Annotated in this window: 19 protein-coding genes; 5 read left to right on the top strand and 14 right to left on the bottom strand. The window is 71.3% G+C overall.

The window, feature by feature from the left end; genetic code table 11:
• Window positions 1–57 precede the first annotated feature (57 nt).
• The 5 genes from ACPA54_RS33710 to ACPA54_RS33690 form a co-directional block, all read right to left on the bottom strand.
• Complete coding sequence (locus ACPA54_RS33710) at window positions 58–1,368, bottom strand: right-handed parallel beta-helix repeat-containing protein (RefSeq protein WP_423535561.1); 1,311 nt, start codon at window positions 1,366–1,368, stop codon at window positions 58–60.
• Window positions 1,369–1,623: 255 nt separating this feature from the next.
• Entirely contained in the window at window positions 1,624–2,358 is a 735-nt protein-coding gene (locus ACPA54_RS33705) for a class II aldolase/adducin family protein (RefSeq protein ID WP_423535559.1), read from the bottom strand.
• The gene (locus ACPA54_RS33700) at window positions 2,355–3,383 is read right to left on the bottom strand and encodes an ABC transporter substrate-binding protein (RefSeq protein ID WP_423535557.1); all 1,029 of its coding nucleotides are present in this window, start codon (window positions 3,381–3,383) and stop codon (window positions 2,355–2,357) included. The genes ACPA54_RS33705 and ACPA54_RS33700 overlap by 4 nt, the downstream gene beginning before the upstream one ends.
• On the bottom strand, window positions 3,380–4,588 hold the full coding sequence (locus ACPA54_RS33695; protein WP_423535555.1) for an LLM class flavin-dependent oxidoreductase: 1,209 nt from the start codon (window positions 4,586–4,588) through the stop codon (window positions 3,380–3,382). The genes ACPA54_RS33700 and ACPA54_RS33695 overlap by 4 nt, the downstream gene beginning before the upstream one ends.
• A gap of 56 nt (window positions 4,589–4,644) precedes the next feature.
• Window positions 4,645–6,273, bottom strand: a complete 1,629-nt coding sequence (locus tag ACPA54_RS33690) for a GMC family oxidoreductase (RefSeq protein ID WP_423535553.1) — start codon at window positions 6,271–6,273, stop codon at window positions 4,645–4,647.
• 254 nt (window positions 6,274–6,527) lie between these two features.
• On the opposite strand from ACPA54_RS33690, the gene ACPA54_RS33685 reads away from it, so the two are divergent.
• The 5 genes from ACPA54_RS33685 to ACPA54_RS33665 all read left to right on the top strand — a co-directional run bounded on the left by ACPA54_RS33685 (window position 6,528) and on the right by ACPA54_RS33665 (window position 10,796).
• On the top strand, window positions 6,528–7,331 hold the full coding sequence (locus ACPA54_RS33685; RefSeq protein WP_423535551.1) for an IclR family transcriptional regulator: 804 nt from the start codon (window positions 6,528–6,530) through the stop codon (window positions 7,329–7,331).
• A gap of 88 nt (window positions 7,332–7,419) precedes the next feature.
• Window positions 7,420–7,977 carry an NADPH-dependent FMN reductase gene (locus ACPA54_RS33680; protein ID WP_423535549.1) on the top strand — a complete coding sequence of 186 codons (558 nt, stop codon included), beginning with the start codon at window positions 7,420–7,422 and terminating at the stop codon, window positions 7,975–7,977.
• Between the two features lie 76 nt (window positions 7,978–8,053).
• Window positions 8,054–9,121 (top strand): glucose-1-phosphate thymidylyltransferase, encoded by a 1,068-nt coding sequence (locus ACPA54_RS33675; protein ID WP_423535547.1) that lies wholly within the window; start codon window positions 8,054–8,056, stop codon window positions 9,119–9,121.
• Window positions 9,118–10,113, top strand: coding sequence for a dTDP-glucose 4,6-dehydratase (gene rfbB / locus ACPA54_RS33670; RefSeq protein ID WP_423535545.1), 996 nt, complete (start codon window positions 9,118–9,120; stop codon window positions 10,111–10,113). The genes ACPA54_RS33675 and rfbB overlap by 4 nt, the downstream gene beginning before the upstream one ends.
• A gap of 113 nt (window positions 10,114–10,226) precedes the next feature.
• Window positions 10,227–10,796, top strand: coding sequence for a MarR family winged helix-turn-helix transcriptional regulator (locus ACPA54_RS33665; RefSeq protein WP_423535543.1), 570 nt, complete (start codon window positions 10,227–10,229; stop codon window positions 10,794–10,796).
• 24 nt (window positions 10,797–10,820) lie between these two features.
• On the opposite strand, the gene ACPA54_RS33660 is transcribed toward ACPA54_RS33665, so the two are convergent.
• The 9 genes from ACPA54_RS33660 to ACPA54_RS33620 form a co-directional block, all read right to left on the bottom strand.
• Window positions 10,821–11,792 carry an ABC transporter permease gene (locus ACPA54_RS33660; RefSeq protein WP_423535542.1) on the bottom strand — a complete coding sequence of 324 codons (972 nt, stop codon included), beginning with the start codon at window positions 11,790–11,792 and terminating at the stop codon, window positions 10,821–10,823.
• A gap of 22 nt (window positions 11,793–11,814) precedes the next feature.
• A complete protein-coding gene (locus ACPA54_RS33655) occupies window positions 11,815–12,846 on the bottom strand; it encodes an LLM class flavin-dependent oxidoreductase (protein WP_423535541.1) in 1,032 nt (343 codons plus the stop codon).
• The gene (locus tag ACPA54_RS33650) at window positions 12,843–14,027 is read right to left on the bottom strand and encodes a macrolide family glycosyltransferase (protein WP_423535539.1); all 1,185 of its coding nucleotides are present in this window, start codon (window positions 14,025–14,027) and stop codon (window positions 12,843–12,845) included. Before ACPA54_RS33650 ends, ACPA54_RS33655 begins: the two co-directional genes overlap by 4 nt.
• Before the next feature lie 68 nt (window positions 14,028–14,095).
• Window positions 14,096–14,491 (bottom strand): PPOX class F420-dependent oxidoreductase, encoded by a 396-nt coding sequence (locus ACPA54_RS33645; protein ID WP_423535537.1) that lies wholly within the window; start codon window positions 14,489–14,491, stop codon window positions 14,096–14,098.
• 34 nt (window positions 14,492–14,525) lie between these two features.
• Window positions 14,526–16,151, bottom strand: coding sequence for an ABC transporter substrate-binding protein (locus ACPA54_RS33640; protein WP_423535535.1), 1,626 nt, complete (start codon window positions 16,149–16,151; stop codon window positions 14,526–14,528).
• A gap of 89 nt (window positions 16,152–16,240) precedes the next feature.
• Window positions 16,241–17,887 (bottom strand): dipeptide ABC transporter ATP-binding protein, encoded by a 1,647-nt coding sequence (locus tag ACPA54_RS33635; protein WP_423535533.1) that lies wholly within the window; start codon window positions 17,885–17,887, stop codon window positions 16,241–16,243.
• A complete protein-coding gene (locus tag ACPA54_RS33630) occupies window positions 17,884–18,795 on the bottom strand; it encodes an ABC transporter permease (protein WP_423535531.1) in 912 nt (303 codons plus the stop codon). Before ACPA54_RS33630 ends, ACPA54_RS33635 begins: the two co-directional genes overlap by 4 nt.
• A 140-nt stretch (window positions 18,796–18,935) precedes the next feature.
• Window positions 18,936–20,243: a lipopolysaccharide biosynthesis protein RfbH gene (gene rfbH / locus ACPA54_RS33625; protein WP_423535529.1), complete on the bottom strand. Its 1,308-nt coding sequence runs from the start codon at window positions 20,241–20,243 to the stop codon at window positions 18,936–18,938.
• The gene (locus tag ACPA54_RS33620) at window positions 20,240–21,268 is read right to left on the bottom strand and encodes a Gfo/Idh/MocA family protein (protein WP_423535527.1); all 1,029 of its coding nucleotides are present in this window, start codon (window positions 21,266–21,268) and stop codon (window positions 20,240–20,242) included. Before ACPA54_RS33620 ends, rfbH begins: the two co-directional genes overlap by 4 nt.
• Window positions 21,269–21,426: the final 158 nt, after the last annotated feature.

Raw genomic sequence — 21,426 nt, 5'->3', positions numbered from 1 at the left:
GGGTCCGTCGCGGATGCCGTCGGCCGGAGATCGTCAGTCAGAGCGAGGCTGCACGCCTCAGCGGGTCTCCTGGTACGCCCCGACCCGCGGCCCGTCGGTCGGCACCGGCTTGCCCTCCACGTCCGTGTGGTACTTCGTCGGCTCCCCTGCTCTGCCTGCGGCGGGGGAACCGGTCCGCAGGTGCAGGTCGGTGGTGCTCACGAACTGTGGTTCGACGAAAGCCGATCGCGGTCCGGGGGTGAAGGTTCCACGGCCGCCCGCGTAGACGCCGGTGTCCTCGTCCGCGCCCTTGGCGTCCTCCCAGCCGGTGCGGCCGCCCACCTTGACCACGTTGTTGCGCAGCTTGAGGATGCCCGGCGCACAGCCCGCGTAGCAGGTCCAGCCTTCGGTCTTCGCGCCGGTCAGATACACGGAGTTGTTCTCGACGAGGGTGTTCGCCACCGGGCCGAGGCCTTTGTCCTGCGCGCCACGGGTGACCAGGAACGATCCGTGTTCGAGCGACGACGTCACGACGTTGTAGGCGAACACATTGCCGGCTGCGGTCTTGCCCGGCGCGTGGCCGAGTTCGGTGAAGGCGTCGTTCTGCCGGGTGACGTTGAAGTCGACGCGGTTGCGGTCGCCGTTGTAGATCTCCACGGCGGCGCCGTCCTGCCCGTAGTCGGGGCTGGGCGCGCTGCTGCCGGTGATGAGGTTGCGGCGCACGAGGTTGTCGTCGCCGTTGAGCAGGATCCCGAATGCCCCGGCGTCGTCGTCGGGGCCGTTCGTGCCGGCCACCATCCTGTCGTTGCCGACGATCTGACTGTCTCGGATCGTGTTGTGGTGCGACTGGTCGTCGACGACGACCCCCGCGACGCTCTTCTCCGCCCGGACCCCGGCGACCACGTTGTACGACCCGCGCAGTTCGACCCCGGCCCAACCGCAGCCGGACACCTGCACGTTGGCGATGATCCAGTACGAACCGCGCACGTCGAGGCAGTCCGCCCCGCCGGAGATGCGGGGACGGCTGCCCAGCCCATAGGACGTCAAGGTGATCCGCTGCTGCGCCGTGCCGTCGCCCCGCAGGGTGAGCTGCCCCGACCACTTCCCGCCACGTTTGAACGCCACGGTGTCGCCGGGCTTGAACGCCGCTCGTTCAACCCGCGCGAGGCTCTTCCACGCGGTTTTGGCGGAGGTCCCAGGGGCGTCGTCCGAGCCGCGGCTTGCGTCGACGTAGTAGGTGGTGCCCTTGGCCGTGCTCGCGGTAGCCGCCTGGGCGGTTCCCGGGATGTCGGCCGGGGCCGCGTGCGCGGCTCCCGTCCCGCCGCTCGCCAGGAGCAGCGCCCCGGCCGCTGCCACTCCCGCACAGCGCAGTATCGGTGCACCCGCCACGGTCATCCTGACGCCCCCAACCAGCCTGTGAATTCCGGCGGTTACCGGCTCTCTCGGAGTGACTCAGCCTAGGCAGGCGCTCGGCGGGGGCGAACGCATCTGCGCAGAGCGGCCTTCCGTACTGTGCCGGGCGTCCTCGGGCGGCGTAATTTGGACACGACGACGCAGCGGAGCGCTTCCGCTCCGCCGCACATGCAGCCGCGTCGTCCGCGCCGTGGCGCAGCAATCTGCGTCCGGGTGCCGACTGCGCCCCGTTCAGCGAAGCGACGAGGGCGACGGGGCCGGGAAGCGCGTGTGGCGTGCCTCCACCTCGGCAATTCGGGCCTGGGCCCGTGGCGAACCGTCGCGCCCCGTGGCACCCCACTGCTGGGCCAGCACGCCGGGGCCGAAGTCCTGTGCGCCTCCGAGAAGTTCAGCCGTGGTTTGGGCGCGGGCGCCCTCTTCGACGACGAGGATGAGGCGGGCCAGGTCGAGAAGCCCGCCGCGGCTCCACAGGGTTGCGCCGCCGTTGGCCTCCAGGATGCCGGGGAGGTCCGGGTCGTCCGTCAGCGCCCGGAGAATGAAAGCGTCCTCGGCTTCGTGGCGGTCGATGTAGACGGGTAGTTCGCGGGAGGTCGTCTCGCGCTGGGCCGGGACGTAGCGGAGCGGCAGGGGGCGGTGGGCTAGCGCCCAGCCGGCCAGGTACGGGGTGTGGACGTGGGCGACGGCGCCCATCCAGGAATGTGCCGCGAAGAGCGCCGCATAGCGGATGCCGTCGCCCCACGGGCGCACGGCGCCGGGGCCGTCCACGATGGTGGTCAGGGTCACCCGCGGCGGTTCGTCGGGGTGGAACGGGTCGGGGTGCTTCACGTTCGCCACCTCGCCTCCCCCGGGCACGCGCACCACGAAGCTCAGGGTGGCGCCGGGGCTGAGCGTGCCGGTCTTCCGCAGGACGCGGAAGGCGACGGCTGCGTCGGCGAGGAGGCTGTCGCGGAACTCGTCGAAGCTCATCGGTGCGCCACCCATGCCTCGGCGGCGTGCAGGGGGTGCGGGGCGATCCAGTCGGCGAGGGGGAAGTCGCGTGCCAGGAATCCGTGGGACACGAGGAACTCCTTCTGTCGGTCGAGCAGGTGCAGTCGTGCGTCGGACAGGTCGGGGCGCAGGCGGCGGTGGAAGTCGCCGCGGTGCGCCGCGGCCGTGGCGTCCCCGGTCCCGTGGCTCTCCTGGGCGAGCAGCCGCAGGACGTCGTCGCGGTGGTGTGCCGCCCAGGCCGCGGCGTGCAGGGTCTGGGCCAGGAAGAGCGCCACTGCCCACGGGTGTTCGTCGAGTGTGCGGGCGTGGACGGTGATCGGTCGGGGCGTGCCGTTGTTGACCCGGCAGGCGGGATCGTCGTAGGCGTCGAGGTCGATGCCGATGACGGCGCCGGTCCGCGCCGCGTGGTCGAGCGCCGCCGGTCCTTTGGCGTACACGGCGTCGACGTCGCCGCGGGCGAGCGCGTCGATGCCGGTCCAGGGGCGGGCGAGCGGGCCGTTGACGGTCCAATCGGGCAAGCCTTCTCGGGCGTCGGGTACTTCGGTGAACCGGACAGCGTCCAGGTCGAGTCCGGCGAGGGCGAGGGCGCCGCGGAAGCCTTGGAGGGCCATCGCGCGCATGATCCCCGCACCGGGCTCCGGGCCGTGCACGGGAAGTGCGGCGCGGCGGCCGGACAGGTGGGCGGGTGTGGTGATGCCGGAGTCGCGTCGGACCAGGATGACCTGACGTTCCTCGATCCAGGTGAGGCCGATCAGCCGGGTCGGGGCGCCCGCCGCGCGGGCGGCGAGCGCCGGGATGCTGCCGCCTTCGCGGAACAGGCCGGGGAGTCCGTGGTCCAGGTGGTGCCGGGCGAGCCGCGGGGCGCCGTCGTCGAGTTCGGCAACGGCGACGCCGTGTCGCCGGAACTCCTCGGCGAGCAGGCCCAGCCGGTGTGCGATGCCGCTCGCGGTCGGAACGGGGCAGCGGGTCAGCCAGATCCGGTCCAGTGGCTCGGCTGCGGTCACCGGTGCGCGACCGGGTGGCGATCGAGTGCGGGGAAAGCGGCGAGGAGTTCGGCGTTCGCGGCTTCGTCGTATGCGGGTGGTGCGAAGCCGTGGTCCAGGTCGAGCAGCGGCAGGACGTCTCGGCCGAAACGCAGGGCTTCGGGCAGCAGCGGCCAGCCGGACAGGATGAACGACTCGGCGCCGTGGGCGGCGTATTCGTTGATCCGGTCGGCGACCTGCGTCGGCGTGCCGACCAGCCAGGTGCCGGCGCCGGGCCCGAAGACGTCGAAGCCGAAGACGGACGGGCCGAGCCACACGTTGGGATGGACGACCAGATCCTCGACGTCGGGCAGCCGTCCTGCGCGCAAGGCGTCGACACAGCGCCGGGCGCGCGGATCGTCGGTCGGCACGTCCCGATCCAGCCAACCGGGGCCCTCCTTGTACGCGGACAGTTCCAGGGCCTTCTGGTGCGAGGTCCGTTCGAGGAGGTGGCGGGCGTATCCCCACGCCTCTTCCTCGGTGTCGCGGACGATCACCTGGAAGCGGGTGCCGAAGCGCAGCTTCCTGCCGTGGTCCGCCGCCGCGGCACCGGCCTGGCGGAACTTCTCGCCGAGGCGTTCCGGCAGGTCGGCGAAGGTCAGGTAGTGGTCGACCACCTTCGCGGCGTGCGCAACGCCCGCGGGCGAGCCGCCGGCGCCCCACAACTCCACCTTGGGCTGCACCTTTTCGGGGAAGAAGGTCAGCGGGATGTCGAAGGTGCGGGCGGCGAGATTGATGTGCTTGCCCGCGTAGCCTTCCCCGGGATCGGCCCAGCGGCGGGCGAAGGCGTCCCAGTATTCGGCGCTGTATTCGTACCGCTCGTCGTGCGCCAGGAACATGCCGTACTCCGGCAGCCACGAGTCGTGCCCGTTGACGACGTTGAACAGCAGCCTGCCGCCGCTGAAGTTGTCGACGACGGTGGCGATGTCGACGAGCTTGGCGGGCGAGAGGAGGCCCGGGTAGAGCGCGACGAGGAAGCGCATGCGCTCGGTGAGCGGCGCGAACGCGGCGGCGAGTGCCAGCGGCTCGTGGGGGCCGGTCGGCAGCAGGGCACCGTAGAAGCCGGCGCGGTCGATGCCCTCCGCGAGCGCGCGCAGGCGGGGCAGGTCGTTGGACCACACGCCGTCGTCCGTCCAGGGGACGGGACCGTCCGCGGATTGGACGTACCAGAGGATCTTCACGGGCATGGTCGGGGCTCCTCGGATCATCGGCGTGGAGGGGTGGGACACCCCTGCGGTAACGGTCATTTCGTCGGCCGGGGCCGACATCGGCGTGGCTCAGCGGCCCGCGTCGGGGATACGGCGACGCGCTGCGGGGCGTCACGATGTGCGGTGTCACCATGCGGGGCGTCACGATGTGCGGCGTCACCATGAGCGGCCGCGATCAACGCCGCCGCCCGGTCGGCGATCACGGCGGTCGCCGCCATGGTGTGGCCTCGGGTCACCACGGGGATCGCCGCCGCATCGACCACGCGCAGGCCCGCGACGCCGCGCACGCGCAGCTCGCCGTCCAGGACGGCGTCGGGGTCGCCTTCGGGGCCGAACCGGGCCGTGCCCACACCGTGGAACATCGGACCCGCGGTGTGTCGCACGCCCGCGGCGTCGATCGGCGGAGGCGGCGCCGTCGCCACCGCTGCGGCCGCCGGCGAGCCGAGCAGCCGCCGTACCAGGTTCCACCCGGCGGTCAGCGTGGCGATGTCCGTGTCCGTCGGGTCGGTGAGATAGCCCGGATCGATCGGCTGCGCGGCGAGCGGATCGGAGCTCGACAGACGTACCGAACCTCGGCTGCGCGGTTGCAGGGCGACGACCCCGAACCGCAGTTCCGGCGTCGTGGAACCGGCATCCGTGCCCGGTATCCCGGGCGCCAGGACGATCTCCAGGTCCGGCACGCCCGGACGGCCGTCGGCGCGGGCGAAAACGACGACCCCGCCGCCGCCGTCCGGCAGCGGCGGCGCGGATGCCGGGGCGGGCACGACGCCGCCCAGCGCGACGTGGTCGTGGAAGCCGCGTCCGACTCCGGGCAGATCGACGAGCGGCCGTACGCCGACCGCGGCGAGGTCGCGGGCCGGTCCGATGCCGGACAGCAGCAGGAGGTGCGCGGTCCGCACCGCGCCGGCCGCGAGCAGCACTTCGCGGCGGGCCGCGGCACGCCGCGCGGACCCGTCGCGGTCCCGGTAAGTGACGCCGATCGCACGGCCGTCCTCGACCACGACACCGGTGGCCCTCGCGCCGGTGACCACGTGCAGGTCTCCTGCCCGCGAGGCGCCGCCGGATCCGAGGAAGGCGTCGGCGAAGGTGACACGGAGCCCGGACCGAGCGGTCAATTGGAGGGTGTCGACGCCGTCCTGCCGGGCGCCGTTGACGTCGGTCGGGGCGAGGCCCAGGTCGTGCGCGGCTGCGGCCAGCGCCGCGGACCACGCGTTCGGGGCGCCGGACTCGATGGGCAGCGGCCCGTCCATGCCCGCCTGGGAGGCAGGCACACGGTCGTTCCTTTCGATGCGGCGGAACGCGTCGAGCGCGCTTCGGCGGTTCCAGTTCGCGCCGCCGTAGGCGCCCCAGGCGTCGTAGTCCGCGGGGTTGCCGCGCACCCACAAGGCGGCGTTGACCGCCGACGAGCCGCCGAGTGCGCGGCCCGCCGACCACCGCACGCGGCGGCCCGCGAGGCCGGCCTGCGGGACCGTCTCGTCGGCCCAATCGGCCTCGGTGCCCCACAGATCGGCGGCGCGTGCGGGGTCGCGGGTGGCGGGGCCGTCCGCAAGTCGCTCGCCTGCTTCGAGGAGCAGCACGGAGGTGCCGGGAAGCTCCGCCAGCCGGGCTGCGACGAGCGATCCCGCTACTCCGGCGCCCACCACGACGTAGTCGGTGACCGTCATGCGCTCAGCATTGGAGCGCGCCGACTCCCATGTCAAATAGTGACGCGAGACTTCATATATCGGCAACAACTCGGCGCTCGTTGCTAGGCTGCGCCGACGGCGCCCTTCATCGACCGACCTCCGAAGATGCCCGCAACTCGCCTCACAACGTGCCCAGTTCGACTCTGACAACCTGCCTGGGCACGGCAAGACCCATCGCCCCACCCACCCCCGACGTCCGACGACATCGTGAACCCCAGAGGATCCCGAGGCCCATGCCCCACCAGCACCCCGGCGCCGACCACGGCGCGCGCCCTCCGGCAGGCGCACAGACCGTCGAGCGCGCCTTCGAAGTCCTGCACTGCCTGAGGGAGTTGCCGGGACCTGCCACGGTTGCCGAGATCGCCCGCCGGATGGACCTCAACGTCAGCGCCGTGCACCGCATGGTCCGCGCCATGGAGCACACCGGCTTTCTCGAACAGGATCCGGCCACCCGCCGCTACCGGCTCGGCACCGCCATCGCGGGACTGAACCGGACGCTGCACGACCAGCGCCGGTTCGACCTCGCCCGCCCCGAGCTGCACCGGTTGTCCGAAGCGACGTCCGGTGCGGCCGTGCTGGCACTGCGGGACGGCCGCGACGCGCTGGTGGTCGCGGACCTTCCGGCCGCATGGGCGCCCGAACACTGGGACACGCGGGTCACCAACTCCGTGCCGCTGCACGCTTCCGCCTTCGGCAAGGCGCTCCTGGCCTGGCCGCGGCCGAGCGACGAAGAACTGGAGCGGCTCGGCCCGTTCGAACGGTTCACCGAGCGGACGATCGGCACCGCGGCGCAGTTGCGGGCCGACCTCGACGCCGCCGCGGAACGCGGGTACACCGTCGCGGACCGCGAGTTGCGACCTCTCCAGCTCTCGGTGGCGGTTCCGATCCCCGATCGGGCCGGGCGCAGCTACCTCGCCTTGGGCGTCGGCACTACCTGGACCCGGGGGGCCGCCTCGCGGATCCGCCGCATCGCTTCCGAACTCCAGGACAGCGCTCAGCGGTTGCGTACGACGCTCGGGCTGGACGGCGGATATTGACGGATCCGCGATCGGGTTGACGTGTCACCTCAGCAAAACCCATGCTTGAGGTGACACATCAACTCGTTGAGGGATGGGGAACTCCGTCATGACCAAAATCGCCGTCATCGTGGGCAGCGTGCGACCCGGGCGCGTGTCGCGGGAGGTGGCCGAGTGGGTGCACACGATCGCCGCGAAGCGGCCCGACGCCACGTACGAACTCGTCGACATCGCCGACTACAAGCTCCCCGAGTACGACGAGGAACTGCCGCCGCACTACGGGCAGTACAAGAACGACCACACCAAGCGCTGGGCCGCGAAGATCGCCGAGTTCGACGGATTCGTGTTCGTCACGCCGGAGTACAACCACAGCATCCCCGCCGCGCTCAAGAACGCGCTGGACTACATCTACGCGGAGTGGCACAACAAGGCCGCCGGCCTGGTGAGCCTCGGCTCGTCGGGCGGTGTGCGGGCCGCGGAGCACCTGCGCGCGGTGGCGGCGGAGCTGCAGCTTGCCACGGTGCAGGCGCAGTTGCCGCTGCCGGTGGCCGTGGACTTCCCGTCGTACCCGGCGTTCACGCCGGCCGAGAGCCGTGCCGACGAACTGGGACGCGTGCTCGACCAGGTCGAGTCCTGGTCGGCCGCGCTCAAGACCGTCCGCGCGTAATCCCGCAGCCGATATAGGGGGTGGCGGCCCCTCACCGTGGGGGGCCGCCGGGCCGGGCCGCAGGAACGATGGACGCATGAAATCACTGGTACTTTCCGGGGGCTCGGGGACGCGCCTGCGGCCGATCACGCACACCTCGGCGAAGCAACTCGTCCCGGTGGGGAACAAGCCGGTCCTCTTCTACGGGCTGGAGGCCATCGCCGCCGCCGGGATCACCGACGTCGGCGTCGTGGTCGGTGAAACCGCCGCCGAAGTGGAAGCGGCCGTGGGCGACGGATCGCAGTTCGGGATCAACGTCACCTATATCCGCCAGGACGCGCCGCTCGGACTCGCGCATGCCGTGCTCGTCGCCCGGGAGTTCCTCGGCGACGACGATTTTCTGATGTACCTCGGCGACAACTTCATCGTCGGCGGCGTGACCGACGTGGTGCGGGAGTTCGAGGCCGACCGCCCGGACGCGCGGGTGCTGCTCACCCGGGTCCGCGACCCGCGCCGCTTCGGGGTCGCGGAGCTGGACGGGTCGGGCCGCGTGGTGCGCTTGGAGGAGAAGCCCGAGCAGCCCAGGAGCGACCTGGCCCTGGTCGGCGTCTACCTCTTCACCAGCGCGATCCACGCAGCGGTCGACGAGATCAAGCCGTCCGGCCGCGGCGAACTGGAGATCACCGACGCCATCCAGTGGCTGATCGACCGGCAACTCGACGTACGCGCCACGACGATCACCGGCTACTGGAAGGACACCGGCGACGTCGACGACATGCTGGAAGCCAATCGCACCGTGCTGGAGGGGCTCGCCCCGGGCGTCCTGGGCAGCGTGGACGACGCCTCGCAGATCGTGGGGCGCGTCCGGATCGAGCCGGGTGCGACGGTGCGCGGCTCGCGCATCGTCGGCCCGGCCGTGGTCGGGGCGGGCACCGAAGTGACCGACTCCTACATCGGACCGTTCACCTCGGTCGCCGAGAACTGCCGGATCCACGACAGCGAGATCGAGTTCTCCATCATCCTGTCCGACGCCTCGATCACCGGGGTGCACCGGTTGGAGGCCTCGCTCATCGGCCGTACGGTTCAGGTGACCCCCGCGCCGCGGATCCGCTCCGCCCACCGGCTGGTGCTGGGCGACTACAGCAAAGTGCAGATCGCGTCGTGACCGGCCGCCGCGGCGACGACACCGCCGTCCTGGTGACGGGCGGTGCCGGATTCATCGGCTCGCACTATGTCCGCACGGTGCTCGCCGATCCGCACGGCCCGGCGGTGACGGTGCTGGACGCCCTGACGTACGCCGCCACGCCGGCCGGCCTCGACCCGGTCCGCGGCGATCCCCGCTTCCGCTTCGTCCACGGCGACATCCGGGACACGGACCTGGTCGACCGGCTCACCGCCGAGCACGGCCACGTGGTCCACTTCGCGGCGGAGAGCCACGTCGACCGGTCGATCACCGACGCCTCGCGTTTCGTCGCGACGAACGTCACCGGAACCCAGGTGCTGCTGGACGCCGCCGTGCGGCACAACGTCGCGGCCTTCGTCCACATCTCGACCGACGAGGTGTACGGCTCGATCCCGGTCGGCTCATGGCCGGAGACCGACCCCGTGCGCCCCAACTCCCCCTACGCGGCGTCCAAGGCCGCAAGCGACCTGCTGGCGTTGGCCTACCACCGCACCCACGGCCTCGACATCCGCGTGACCCGGTGCTCCAACAACTTCGGCCACCACCAGTTCCCCGAGAAGGTCATCCCGCTGTTCATCACCAATCTCCTGGACGGCCTTCCGGTGCCGCTGTACGGCGACGGCCTGCACGTCCGCGACTGGCTGCACATCGACGACCATGTGCAGGGCATCGAGTTGGTGCGCCGCGGCGGCCGAGCGGGCGAGATCTACAACATCGGCGGCGGGACCGAGCTGTCCAACCGCGAGTTGACCGGCCGCCTCCTGGCGGCCTGCGACGCGGATTGGGACCGCGTCGAGCACGTCGCCGACCGCAAGGGGCACGACCGGCGCTACTCGGTCGACGACCGCAAGATCCGCACCGAGCTGGGCTACCGCCCCCGCCGGGACTTCGACACGGCGCTCGCCGAGACCGTCGCGTGGTACCGCGGCAACCGGCAGTGGTGGGAGCCGCTGCGGGCCCGGGCCGCGCTCTGACCCGTACCGGGTGACGCCGCACCGACCGCACGAAGGACACACCCCTCCCCCGGCCCCTCGGACTCACGTAAAGTTGACATGTCAACCCGCATCGACTTTCGTGAGGACCCGACGTGAACCACGCCGCCGACGAGTCCGGTTCCTGGCACCGGTCGGACCCGGGCGACCTGCTGGCCCCGCACGAGAACGAGGCGTGGCAGTCCTTCTTCGAGATGCAGGTCCGGTTCTGGCGCAAGCTCGCCCAGTTGCTGCAGCAGGACACCGGGCTGTCGGAGCCGGAGTTCGCGATCCTCAGCGCGCTTCAGCGGTCGCCAGGCGGGCGCCTGCGGCCGTTCGAACTCAGCGGCGTCACCCAGTTCGAGAAGAGCCGGCTGCACCACCAGCTGACCAGGATGGTCGGCCGCGGCCTGATCAACCGGGACCGATGTCCCGACGCCGCACGCGCCACCATGGTCGCGCTGACCGACCACGGCCGCGAGGCCATCCTCGCCGCCCTCCCCCGGCGGGCCGCGCACATCCGCGAATGGCTGATCGAACCGCTGGAAGCGGGACAGCTCGCCGCGCTCACCGAAGCCGCGGACGCGATGCTGGAGAAGCTGCGGATCGACGAAACCGTGGGTCCGGACCCGGTGGCCGGCCTCGCCACCGGCCACGACGACGCGGGCGGCTGCTCGGCCGACTGACCGCCACCGGTCCCGGAGCACGGGTCACGCGTGCCCGGCCTGCCGCCGGCCGCGGCCCCGCCCGACCGCGCCGTCCCGGACGATCCGCGGATCGAGCACCGGGTAGAGGAGGTCGACCAGCAGGTTGACCGTGGCGAACACGGTCGCCCCCAGCAGGACCAGCCCTTGGACGACGGGAAGGTCCTGTTGGCTGACCGCGGTGGTCGTCAGCCGCCCGAGGCCGTCCCGCGAGAAGACCGTTTCGACGACCACGGACCCCGACAGCATGCCGCCGACCAGCAGGCCGACCATCGTCAAGGCCGGCAGCACGGCGTTGCGCAGCCCGTGCCGCACATGGACCGCGACCCGCCCGACGCCCTTCGCCCGGGCGGTGTCGACATACCCCTCGCGCAGGGCCGCCTCCAGGCTGCGGCCGAGCAGCTGGGCGATGACGGCCGCGGCGGGCAGTGCCAGGGTGATGGTCGGCAGCACCATCGCGCCCGGGGCGTCGTTGCCGATCGCCGGGAACAGATGCCACTGGAAGGAGAACTGCTGGAGCAGCAGCAGTCCCACCCAGTACGTGGGCAGCGACACGGCCAACGCCGGCAGGCTGTCGAGCAGTCCGCGCAGCCATCGCAGCCGCACCAGGGACGTCGCCAAGGCGAGGGCGGTGCCGAGCAGGACCCCGACCCCCAGACCCGCGGCGGTGATCGCCGCGGTCGGGGGCAGGGCCTGCCCGATCAGGTCGGAGACGTGCTCGCGGGATTGGATGGACTGGCCCAGGTCGCCGCGGAGCAGGTGCCCGAGTTGCGTGAAGTACTGCGCGAGTACCGGCCGGTCAAGCCCCAACTCGTGCCGCATAGCGTCGAGTTGGTCCGGGGTGAGTTCCGAGTTCGGGCCCGCCATCACCTCCACCGGATCGCTGGGCAGGGTGTAGAGGACCGCGAAGGAGACGGTGAACGCTGCCCAGATCACGAACAGCGCCTGGCCGACCCGCCACAGGAGATAGCGCGGCATCCCGCGCCCGCCGGCCACGGGGTCAGGGGCTCTCGTCGAGGGACCGGCTGGGGAGTTCGCGGCGCAGCACGGGGGCGATCTCGGCGAAGAAGACCTCCAGCGTGCCGAGGTAGTCCTTGCGGTCCAGGATGTCGCCGTCGACGTGGATGTGCAGCATCTCGTGGCCGAACTGCTCGTGCTGGGCCAGGACTTTCTCGACGATCTGCTGGGGGCTGCCGACCAGGACCGAGCTGTGCTCGATCCAGTCCTCGACGGTCTCGTACTTGATGGAGGAGGCGTCGTAGCGCTTGTTGATCGCGAGCCGGGCTTCGAAGGCGGGCCGGTACTTGGCGACGGCTTCCTGCGAGGTCGCTGCCGCGAAGTAGCCGGCGGTGCCCGCACCGACCAGGGCGTCGCGCGGATCGTGCCCGTGCGCCGCGAAGCGTTCCCGGTAGTGGCGGATCAGTTTGGCGTAGCGCTCCAGCGGGCCGCTGCCGTTGGACGAGAAGACCGGGTCGCCGTGCCGGGCGGCGAAGTCGGCCGAGTCCTCGCTGCTCGCGCTGCCGTGCCAGATCCGGATGTGCTTGCGTGCCGGGCGCGGCAACGGCTCGGCGTCGACGAGCGGGCGGCTGTGCCGCCCCTCCCAGGTGACGTTGTCTTCGGACCACAGGCGGCGGAAGAGTGCGTAGTTCTCCTGGAGGCGCGCCCATTGCGTCTCGGGAGTGACCCCGAAGAGCCTGCTGGAGCGGGGGTATCCGCCTTTCCCGATGATGAGGTCGAGTCGGCCGCCGGACAGGTTGTCCAGCGTCGCGTAGTCCTCGAAGGCACGCAGCGGGTCGAGCATGCCGAGGGTGGTCACGGCGGTGAACAGCCGGATGGTGGAGGTCTTGGCGGCGATGTGGGCGAGGATGACCGGCGGCGACGAGGAGACCGCGGGCCGGTCGTGCCGCTCGCCGATGCCGTAGGCGTCGAAGCCCAGTTGCTCGGCGAGGACGGCGTGCTCGACCAGGTCCTGCAATTGGACGTCGTCGGGCTTGTCCTGCCGGGGCAGGTGGGGAAGGAGGAGGAATTTCATCGCTGTTCCTGCTTGAGGTAGGTCTCGATCGCGTCGGCCGCGCGCCGGGCGCCGCCCGACTCGCGGGTGTGCTTCCGGAGCCGGGCCACGTTTGCGGCGATGTCTTCGTCCCGCGACACGGTCAGCAGCGCGTCGCGCAGGGCGGCGGCATCCAGGTGCTCGGGCGGCAGGACGCTGCCGATGCCCAGTTCGGTGACGCGCTCGGCGTACGGCAGGACGTCGACGCCCTGCGGGACGACCACCACCGGTGTGCCGCTGTGCAGCGCCTCGGACAGGCTGCCGGTGCCGCCGTGGGTAACGAAGGCGACCGCCTGTTCGAGCACCTTCAAATGCCGTATCCAGCGGTGTACCTCCACGTTGGAGGGGAGCGGCCCTAGGTCCTCGGGGTCCAGGCCGCCGCCGACCGAGATCACCGCGTGCAGCGGCTGATCGCGGAACGCTTCGACGGCGGTCTTGAAGAAGTCCAGGTGGACGTTGTTGACGGTGCCCAGCGAGATCAGGACGACGGGGTGGCCGTCGGCCGGCGGCTCCCAGTCGTCGAGGAACGCGCGCTCCCCCAGGCTCGGTCCGATGAAGACGAAGCGCTCGTCGAACGTCTCGTACGCGGCCTGGAATTCGCGCGGCACGAAGACGATGGTCAGCTCGTCCGGCTCGCGTTTGGTCCACAGGTAGTCCTGGACCTGGTCGGCGAGTCCGTAGCCGTCGAGAACGGCGGTGATCTCTTCGACGGGGTCGGTGAGCCGGAAGTCGGGGGCGAGCGCGAAGATCCGCTCGAAGTACGAGTAGTGCGCGTTCGATACGACACTCGGTGCCAGGTGGACGGCCGGGAGCCCCCAGGTCGCCCGCAGCACGCGCCCGGCCTGGAAGGCCGCTTCGTCGTAGGCGATCAGGTCCGGACGGTCGTCGCCGTAGTGCGCCTCGACGGCGCGCAGGATGGCGACGTTCTCGCGGAAGAACGCCTCCGTGGGGGTGATGGAGCTGTCGGCGGCCAAGCTCTCCAGCGGCTTGACCGAGGTGTACGGCAGCACTTCGGCACCGGTGCTCCGGACCTTGTCGGCGAACTCCTCGACGGTGACGTAGGTGACATGGTGCCCGCGGTCCACCAGTTCGGTGACGACCGCGAGTTTGGGGAAGAGATGGCCGTTGGACGGAATGTCGACGACCAGGATCCGGGACGGCATGGGAGTCCTCCTTCGTGTCGGGCCGGCGTCGTACGGGAAGCGGGAAGCGGGAACCGGATCAGGAGCGCTTACGTGCCGGGGAACGAGATGACCCGGTCCGGCACGACGCGCACCACCACGCGCGGCACTCCGTCGTCCTGCGCGTGCGTTTCGCCGAGGTATTTCCGGGCGAGTTCGTCGGACAATCGGCCGGCGTCCTGCTCGGTGAGCTGCGCGGTTCCCCGCAATTCGGCGGATTGGTACGGGTTTTCGGCGTCGTGGACGCTGATGCTGATCCGCGGGTCGCGGGCCAGGTTCGCGGTCTTGCCGCGGCCTGCCGGGGCGACGAACAGCAGCGTGTCGCCGTCCCGCTTGATCCAGACCACCGAGGCCTGCGGGCTGCCGTCGGCCTTCACCGTGGCGACAACGGGGAAGTTGCGGCCGTCGAACAGGGCGCGGGTGGCCGCGTCGAGTGGCACCGGCATGGCGGCGATCCTCCTTGTGCTGAGGTGAAGGTGGTCAGGACAGCCAGACGTTGACGAGCGGGGCGAGTCCGGCTCCGGCCGCCAGTTCGAGGCCGTGCACCTTCTTGCCGGCGGCGAGCACCGTGGTCTGCTCGTAGACCGGCAGGTACAGCGTCTGCTGCACGATCTGCTGCTGGGCCTGGGCGAGGAGCTGCTTGCGGGCGGCCGGGTCGCCCGCGGACAACTGCTGCTCCAGGAGCGGCTGCAGCGGCCCGTCGGGGATGCGGTAGTAGTTCGGCGCGGCATTGGAGAACGACGAGCGCAGGATGTCGCCATCGGCGGAGGTGCCGTTGGTCCAGAAGAAGTCGTACTTGACCTGCTTGAGCCCGTCCACGATCTGCAGTCCGGTCTGCTCGAGCAGTTGCAGGTCCACCCCGACCTTGGCGAGCTGCGCCTGGATCAGCTCCAGCGACTTCTGGGCCGCGCTGGAGATCCGGAACCAGGCCGCGACGAGCGTGAGCTTCTTCCCGTCCTTCTCCCGCACGTTGTCCCCCGAGCGGGTCCAGCCGGCCGCGTCGAGCAGCCGGCCGGCCTCGGCCGGGTCGAACGTCAGCGACGTGCCGAGGTCGACGTAGCCGGGCGTGGTGTGCGCGAGGACGCTGGTGGCGGTGGCGAAGTCCTGGGTGAGGACCGTGTCGCGGACCTCGGTGCGGTTGACGGCCAGGCTCAGCGCGCGGCGGACGTTGGCATCGTCCAGCGGGGCGCGGGCGGAGATCGGCACCAGGCCCCACACCAGACCGGGGCTCGGCGAGGTCACCACCTGCTGGCCGCTGTCGCGCAGCGTCCGGATGTCGGCGGCGGGGACGTCGTTGATGGCGTCCACCTGACCGGACTTGAGGCTCCCGGTCCGCACGCCCGATTCGGGGACGACTTTGAAGACGACCTTGTCGAGGTGCGCCGCGCCCGCGGTGTGCAGGCTGCCCCCCGCCCAGGTGTACCCGTCGCGACGGTTCAGGGTCACCTGGTTGGGACTGAACGATTCGAGGACGAACGGCCCGGACCCGACGACCTTGTCGACCCGCTGGTCCCACGGCAGCGCGAGCGTGGCCGGAGCCTGGATGGCGAATGCCACGCGGGCCGCGTTCACCAGGAACGCCGCGTTCGGCTTGGCGAAGCTCACGGTGACGGCCTGCGGGTCGACGACCTTCGCGCCGGTCAGCGCCTGCACGACGGGCACGATCGCCGGGTTGAGCTTGGCCTTGTTGGCGATGATGTCGTCGAAGTTGGCTTTGACGACGTCCGCGGTCAGGGGCGTCCCGTCGGAGAAGGTGACGCCGCTGCGCAGGTGGAAGGTGAACTCGGTGGCGGTCTCGTTGACGTGCCACGAGGACGCCAGCCACGGGAGGATCTCGCCGGTGGCGGGGTCCTGGTCGACCAGGGAGTCGAAGATCTGCCGGTTGACGTAGACCGCGGAGGTGTCGGTGAAGGCCCGCGGATTGGCGCTCTGCGACGAGGACTGGAGGGCCACCGTCAAGGTGCCGCCCTGCCGGGGTGCTCCGGCGTCCTTGGCCCCGGGCGCGGCGCTGTCGTCGGTCCCGCCGCCGCAGGCACCGAGCAGCAGGGCCGCCGCCACGGTGGCCGCCGCCAGGGCGACACGGGATCTGAACTTCTCGGCGTACATGCTTGTACTTCTCCTTAGAGACGGCATCCGTGCGGATGCGCGCAGAAATTCGGGCCGGCCGCTCGGGCGGCCCGGCTCCTTTCCCGGATTCAGGACCGGGCGGCGGGGGCGGATGCCCCGGGGACGGCGGCCAGCAGCGCCTGGGTGTACGGGTGGCCCGGACAGCCGAGGATCCGTTCGGCGGGACCGCTCTCGACGAGTCGTCCCTGCCGCATCACGCCGACGTGGTGGGCGAGTTGGCGCACCACGGCGAGGTCGTGGGAGATGAACAGGTAGCTCAGCCCGAGCCGGTCCTGGAGGTCGGCGAGCAGGTCGAGGATCTGCGCCTGCACCGACACGTCCAAGGCGGACACCGGCTCGTCGCACACCAGGAGTTCCGGGTCGAGCGCCAGCGCGCGGGCGATCGCGACGCGCTGCCGCTGTCCCCCGGAAAGTTCGGCGGGCCGGCGGTTGGCGACGTCCGCGGGCAGCGCCACCAGGTCGATCAACTCGGCGGCTCGGAAGGCGCGTTCGCGTCGTGTGCCGATCCCGTGCGCGGCCAGCGGGTCGCGGACGATCGCGGCGACCGTCATCTTCGGGTTCAGCGACTCGTACGGGTTCTGGTAGACGAGCTGGGCGCGGCGCCGCAACGGGCGCAGCGCACGTCCGCGCCGGTCGGTGACGTCTTCTCCCCCGATGTGGACGCGTCCGGCCGTCGGTTCGGCCAGGCGGAGCAGCAGCCGGGCGACCGTGGACTTGCCGGAACCGGATTCGCCGACCAGTGCGTATGTTTCGCCGCGGGGCACTTCGAAGGTGACGCCGTCGACGGCCCGGAGTGGTTCGGGGCTGCGCGGCACGCGGTAGTCCATGACCAGGTTCTCGACCCGGGCCGCCGGCGGCGCCTTCGGTGTCCCGGGCGCGGCGGCGACCGGGCGTCGGCGGGTCGCGGTGGAGAACGAGGGTGCCGCGGCGATCAGTTGCCGGGTGTACGGGTGGCGCGGGTCGCCCACGATGGCGTCGGGCACGCCTTCCTCGACGACCTCGCCCGCGGCCATCACCACGATGCGGTCGGCGCGTTCGGCGGCGACCGCCAGGTCGTGGGTGATCAGCAGGACGCTGGTGTGGGATGCCCGGGTCAGCTCGCCGAGGTGGTCGAGGATCTGGCGCTGGACGATCACGTCGAGCGCGCTGGTCGGCTCGTCGGCGACGATCAGCCGCGGACGGGCGGCCATCGCGATGGCGATGAGGACGCGCTGCCGCAGCCCGCCGGACAACTCGTGCGGGTACTGCAGGGCGCGCCGCTCGGGGTTGGGTATCCCCGCGTCGGCGAGGAGGCGCAGCACGGCGTCCGGTGCGCTCCTGCGGTCGGCCAGTCCGTGCGTGGTGAGTGCCTCGGCGACTTGCCGGCCGACCCGCCACACCGGGTTGAGGGCGGTGCCCGGGTCCTGGGGGATCAGGGCGATGCCGCGGCCGCGTACGGCGCGGCGGCGGCGTTCGCCGAGCCGGGTGAGGTCCTGTCCGTCGAACGTGATCGTGCCGCCGCCGATACGGGCCGCATCGGGCAGCAGGCCCAGTACGGCGTGCGCGGTGGTCGATTTGCCGGACCCGGACTCGCCGACCACGGCGACCGTCTCGCCCGGATCCACGCGCAGGCTCACCCCTTGGACGGCCGTGAGCAGCCCGCGGCGCAGCCGGTAGTGGACGACGAGGTCGTCGACGTCGAGCAGCGGTGCCGGGTCGCGGCGGGGGGCGGTCATCGGAGGATGGTCCGTTCGCTGTCGAAGGCCCGGGACAGCCGGTTGGCGGCGATCACGGTCATGGCCACCGCGAGGCCCGGGAAGGTGGTCAGCCACCAGGCGACGCTCAGGTAGTCCCGGCCGTCGGAGACCATGGAGCCCCATTCGGGGGTGGGCGGCAGGACGCCGTAGCCGAGGAAGCTGAGCGACGAGACGGCGAGGATCGCCGCGGCGAACTCGAGGGCGGCCAGGGCCCACACCGGTCCGAGCGCGTTGGGCAGGACGTGCCGGAACAGGACGCGGGTCCGGCGGGCGCCGCTGGAGTGGGCGGCGTCCACGTACCGGCTTTCCCGGATGCGCAGCACTTCGGCGCGCATGATCCGGGCGCACGTCGCGATGCTCGCCACGCCGACGGCGATGGCGGCGTTGTGGGTGCCGGGGCCGAGCGCGGCGATCAGGGAGAGGGAAAGCAGCAGGGCCGGGACGGAGAGCAGCATGTCGACGATCCGCATGATCACCAGGTCGGCGGCACCGCGCAGGAAGCCGGCGAGCAGGCCGAGCAGCGAGCCGGTGACCAGCCCGACGCCGGTCGCGATGAGCGCGGACAGCAGGGAGACGCCGGCACCGTGGACCAGCCGGGCGTACTGGTCCCGGCCGAGCGAGTCGGTGCCGAACGGATGCGCCCAGGACGGCCCGTGCAGCTTGTCGGCCGGATGCACGGCCAGCGGGTCGGCCGCGCCGAACAGCTCGGGGGCGAGGCCGGCCGCGACGACCACGAGGAGCCATCCGACGGCGAGCGCCAGTCCGGGCCGCACTCCGGGGCCGCGCAGCCGCGGGGCCGGCCGTGCCGCGGTCGTCCGGCCCTCGTCCGCGTCCGTCTCGCCCGGCGCGGACGCCGGACGGGGTGCGGTGGCGGAGCGCAGGGTCACAGCCTCTCCAGGTCGGTCTCGTGGTGGTGGCAGACGGGCGACGAACGGGGTGCCCGGAGAGAGTCTTGCGGGGCGGGGGCCGCCCGGCCCCCCTCAGTGACCCCCTACATACGCCCTCAGTTGGCGGGGAGTGCGCGGCCTCAGCGGCGGGCCGCGGTGAAGTCGCGGATCGTGGTGACGACGTAGTCGATCATCTCGTTGGTGATGCCGGGGTAGACGCCGATCCAGAAGGTGCGCTCGGTGATGGTGTCGCTGTTGCGCAGATCGCCGACGACCCGGAACTCGACGTCCTGATAGGCCGGTTGGCGGGCGAGGTTGCCGGAGAACAGCATGCGGGTGCCGATCCTGCGCGCCTCCAGATGGTCGACGATCTCGGCGCGGGAGAAGGACGCGTCGTCCGCGACGGTGAGTACGAAGCCGAACCAGCTCGGGTCGCTGCCGGGGGTGGGTTCGGGCAGCAGCAGCCCGCGCGCGCCGTCGAGGCCGTCGCGCAGCCGCTGCCAGTTGCGCCGCCGGGCGGCGCCGAACTCCGGAAGCTTGTCGAGCTGGGCCAGGCCCAGGGCGGCTTGCAGGTCGGTGCTTTTGAGGTTGTAGCCGACACGGGAGAAGGTGTACTTGTGGTCGTAGCCGTAGGGCAGGTTGCCGAGTTGGTGGCCGAAGCGCTTCTTGCAGGTGTCGCTGGCCGCCGGCTCGCACCAGCAGTCCCGGCCCCAGTCCCGCAGCGACTCGACGATCTTGGCCAGGGCGACGCGGTCGGTGACCACGCATCCTCCCTCGCCCATGGTGAGGTGGTGCGCGGGATAGAAGCTGGCGGTGGCCAGGTCGCCGAAGCTGCCGGTCGGCCGTCCCGCGTACAAGGACCCCACCGCGTCGCAGTTGTCCTCGACGAAATGCAGGTCGTGCGCATCTGCGAGCTGCCGGATCTCCGCCGCCGGGAACGGATTGCCCAGCGCGTGGGCGATCATGATGCCGCGGGTGCGCGGCCCGATGGCCTCGGCGACGAGATCCGCGGTGGTGTTGTAGGTACGCAGCGACACGTCGACCATCACCGGCACCAGGCCGTTCTGCACGATCGGGTTGACCGTGGTGGGGAAGCCGGCCGCGACCGTGACGACCTCGTCGCCGCGGCGGAGCCGCCGCTTTCCGGTCTCCTTCTGCGTGAGGGCGGTCAGGGCCAGGAGGTTGGCCGAGGAGCCCGAGTTGGTCAGGTGTGCCTTGCGCCGCCCCAGCAGTTCGGCGAACCGTCGTTCGAACGTCGCGGAGGCCGGACCTGCGGCAATGCGCATGAGCAGTGCCGCTTCGACCAGGGCCGCCCGGTCGTCCTCGTCGAAGACGGCGCCCGACGGCAGGATCGGAGTCTCTCCGGGTACGAACTCCCGCTGCGCCTGCTCGTCGCGGTGGTATTTGCGGGCAAGTTCGAGGATGAGGTCTTTGTCTGTCGCGCTCATGCCGGTCCGATCCGCTCGTTGGTGGTGACGCCGGGTCGGCAGAGCGCCATTTCCCGGACCCGGTCGACGAGTTGGGCTTGGCGTAGGACGGATTCGCCTTCGAGACCCGAGGGTTGGCCCTTCCGGACGCGGGCGACGAAGGCCGCCACGACCGTCGCGAACTGGTCCTCGGCGGGCAGTGTCAATTCCTCTACGTGGTCCTGCCGCTCGATCCTGATCACGGGCTGGTGGGTGGGTGGCGGGGTGTAAGCCCACTGCACGGATATGCGCCCGGAGCTGCCCCACAGCGCGTACCGGGACCGGTAGGAATGGCGCATGCCCCAGGTGAGATGGGCACTCGCTCCGCCGGGTGCCACCACGAGCGCGGCACCGGCTGTGTCGACCGCGCGTTCGGGATCGACGTCCAAGGTGGCGCCGACCACGTCGACGTACGCGCCGAGGTGGAACAGCGCGGTGCGGATCGGGTACACGCCGATGTCGGTGAGTGCGCCGCCGCCGATGTCGGGCTGCCAGCGGATGGCGTCGTAGTCGTGCGACGGGAAGGCGAACTCGGCAGTGAGACTGCGGAGTTCCCCGATGACGCCGTCGGCGGTCAGCTCCCGGACCCGGGTGTGCTGGGAGTGGCAGAGGAACATGAAGCTCTCCAGCAGCGCGAGCCCGCGTGCTTCGGCCAGGTGCACCAGCGCGACGGCGCTCTCGAACGTCGGGGCCAGCGGCTTCTCGGACAGCACGTGTTTGCCGGCCCGCAGTGCCCGCTCGATCCACTCGGCGTGCAGCAGTGCCGGCAGCGGCACGTACACCGCGTCGATGTCGTCGCGCTCCAGCAGCCGTTCGTACCCGGTCACGGGTTCGCCGCCGAAGCGGTCGGTGAAGGTCCGCGCCTTGGCCGCGTCGCGGCTGGCGATCGCCACCAGCTCGACATCGGGATTCGCGGCGATCGCGGGCAGCATGCGCCGCCAGGCGATTCCGGCGCATCCGATGACGCCCAACCTGAGGGGCCCTGCCTCCACGCGTTCCGCGCTCACTGCCAGACCTCCGGTTTTCGTGCAGGAAGAGCTGTCGACCGAACGCCGAGATTAGGAAGGGGATCTCCCGGGGGTCAACCCCTCGGGATATCGGGGAAAACCCCGGCGGCCACCCCTAAACGACCCTTGACTCCCGCAGTCCGAAGGCTGCGCCGAAA

It is taken from the genome of Uniformispora flossi (assembly GCF_049534875.1).
GTDB lineage: Bacteria > Actinomycetota > Actinomycetes > Streptomycetales > Streptomycetaceae > Yinghuangia > Yinghuangia aomiensis.
Note: the sequence above shows the minus strand (reverse complement) of the source record. Positions and strands in the feature narration are given on the sequence as shown.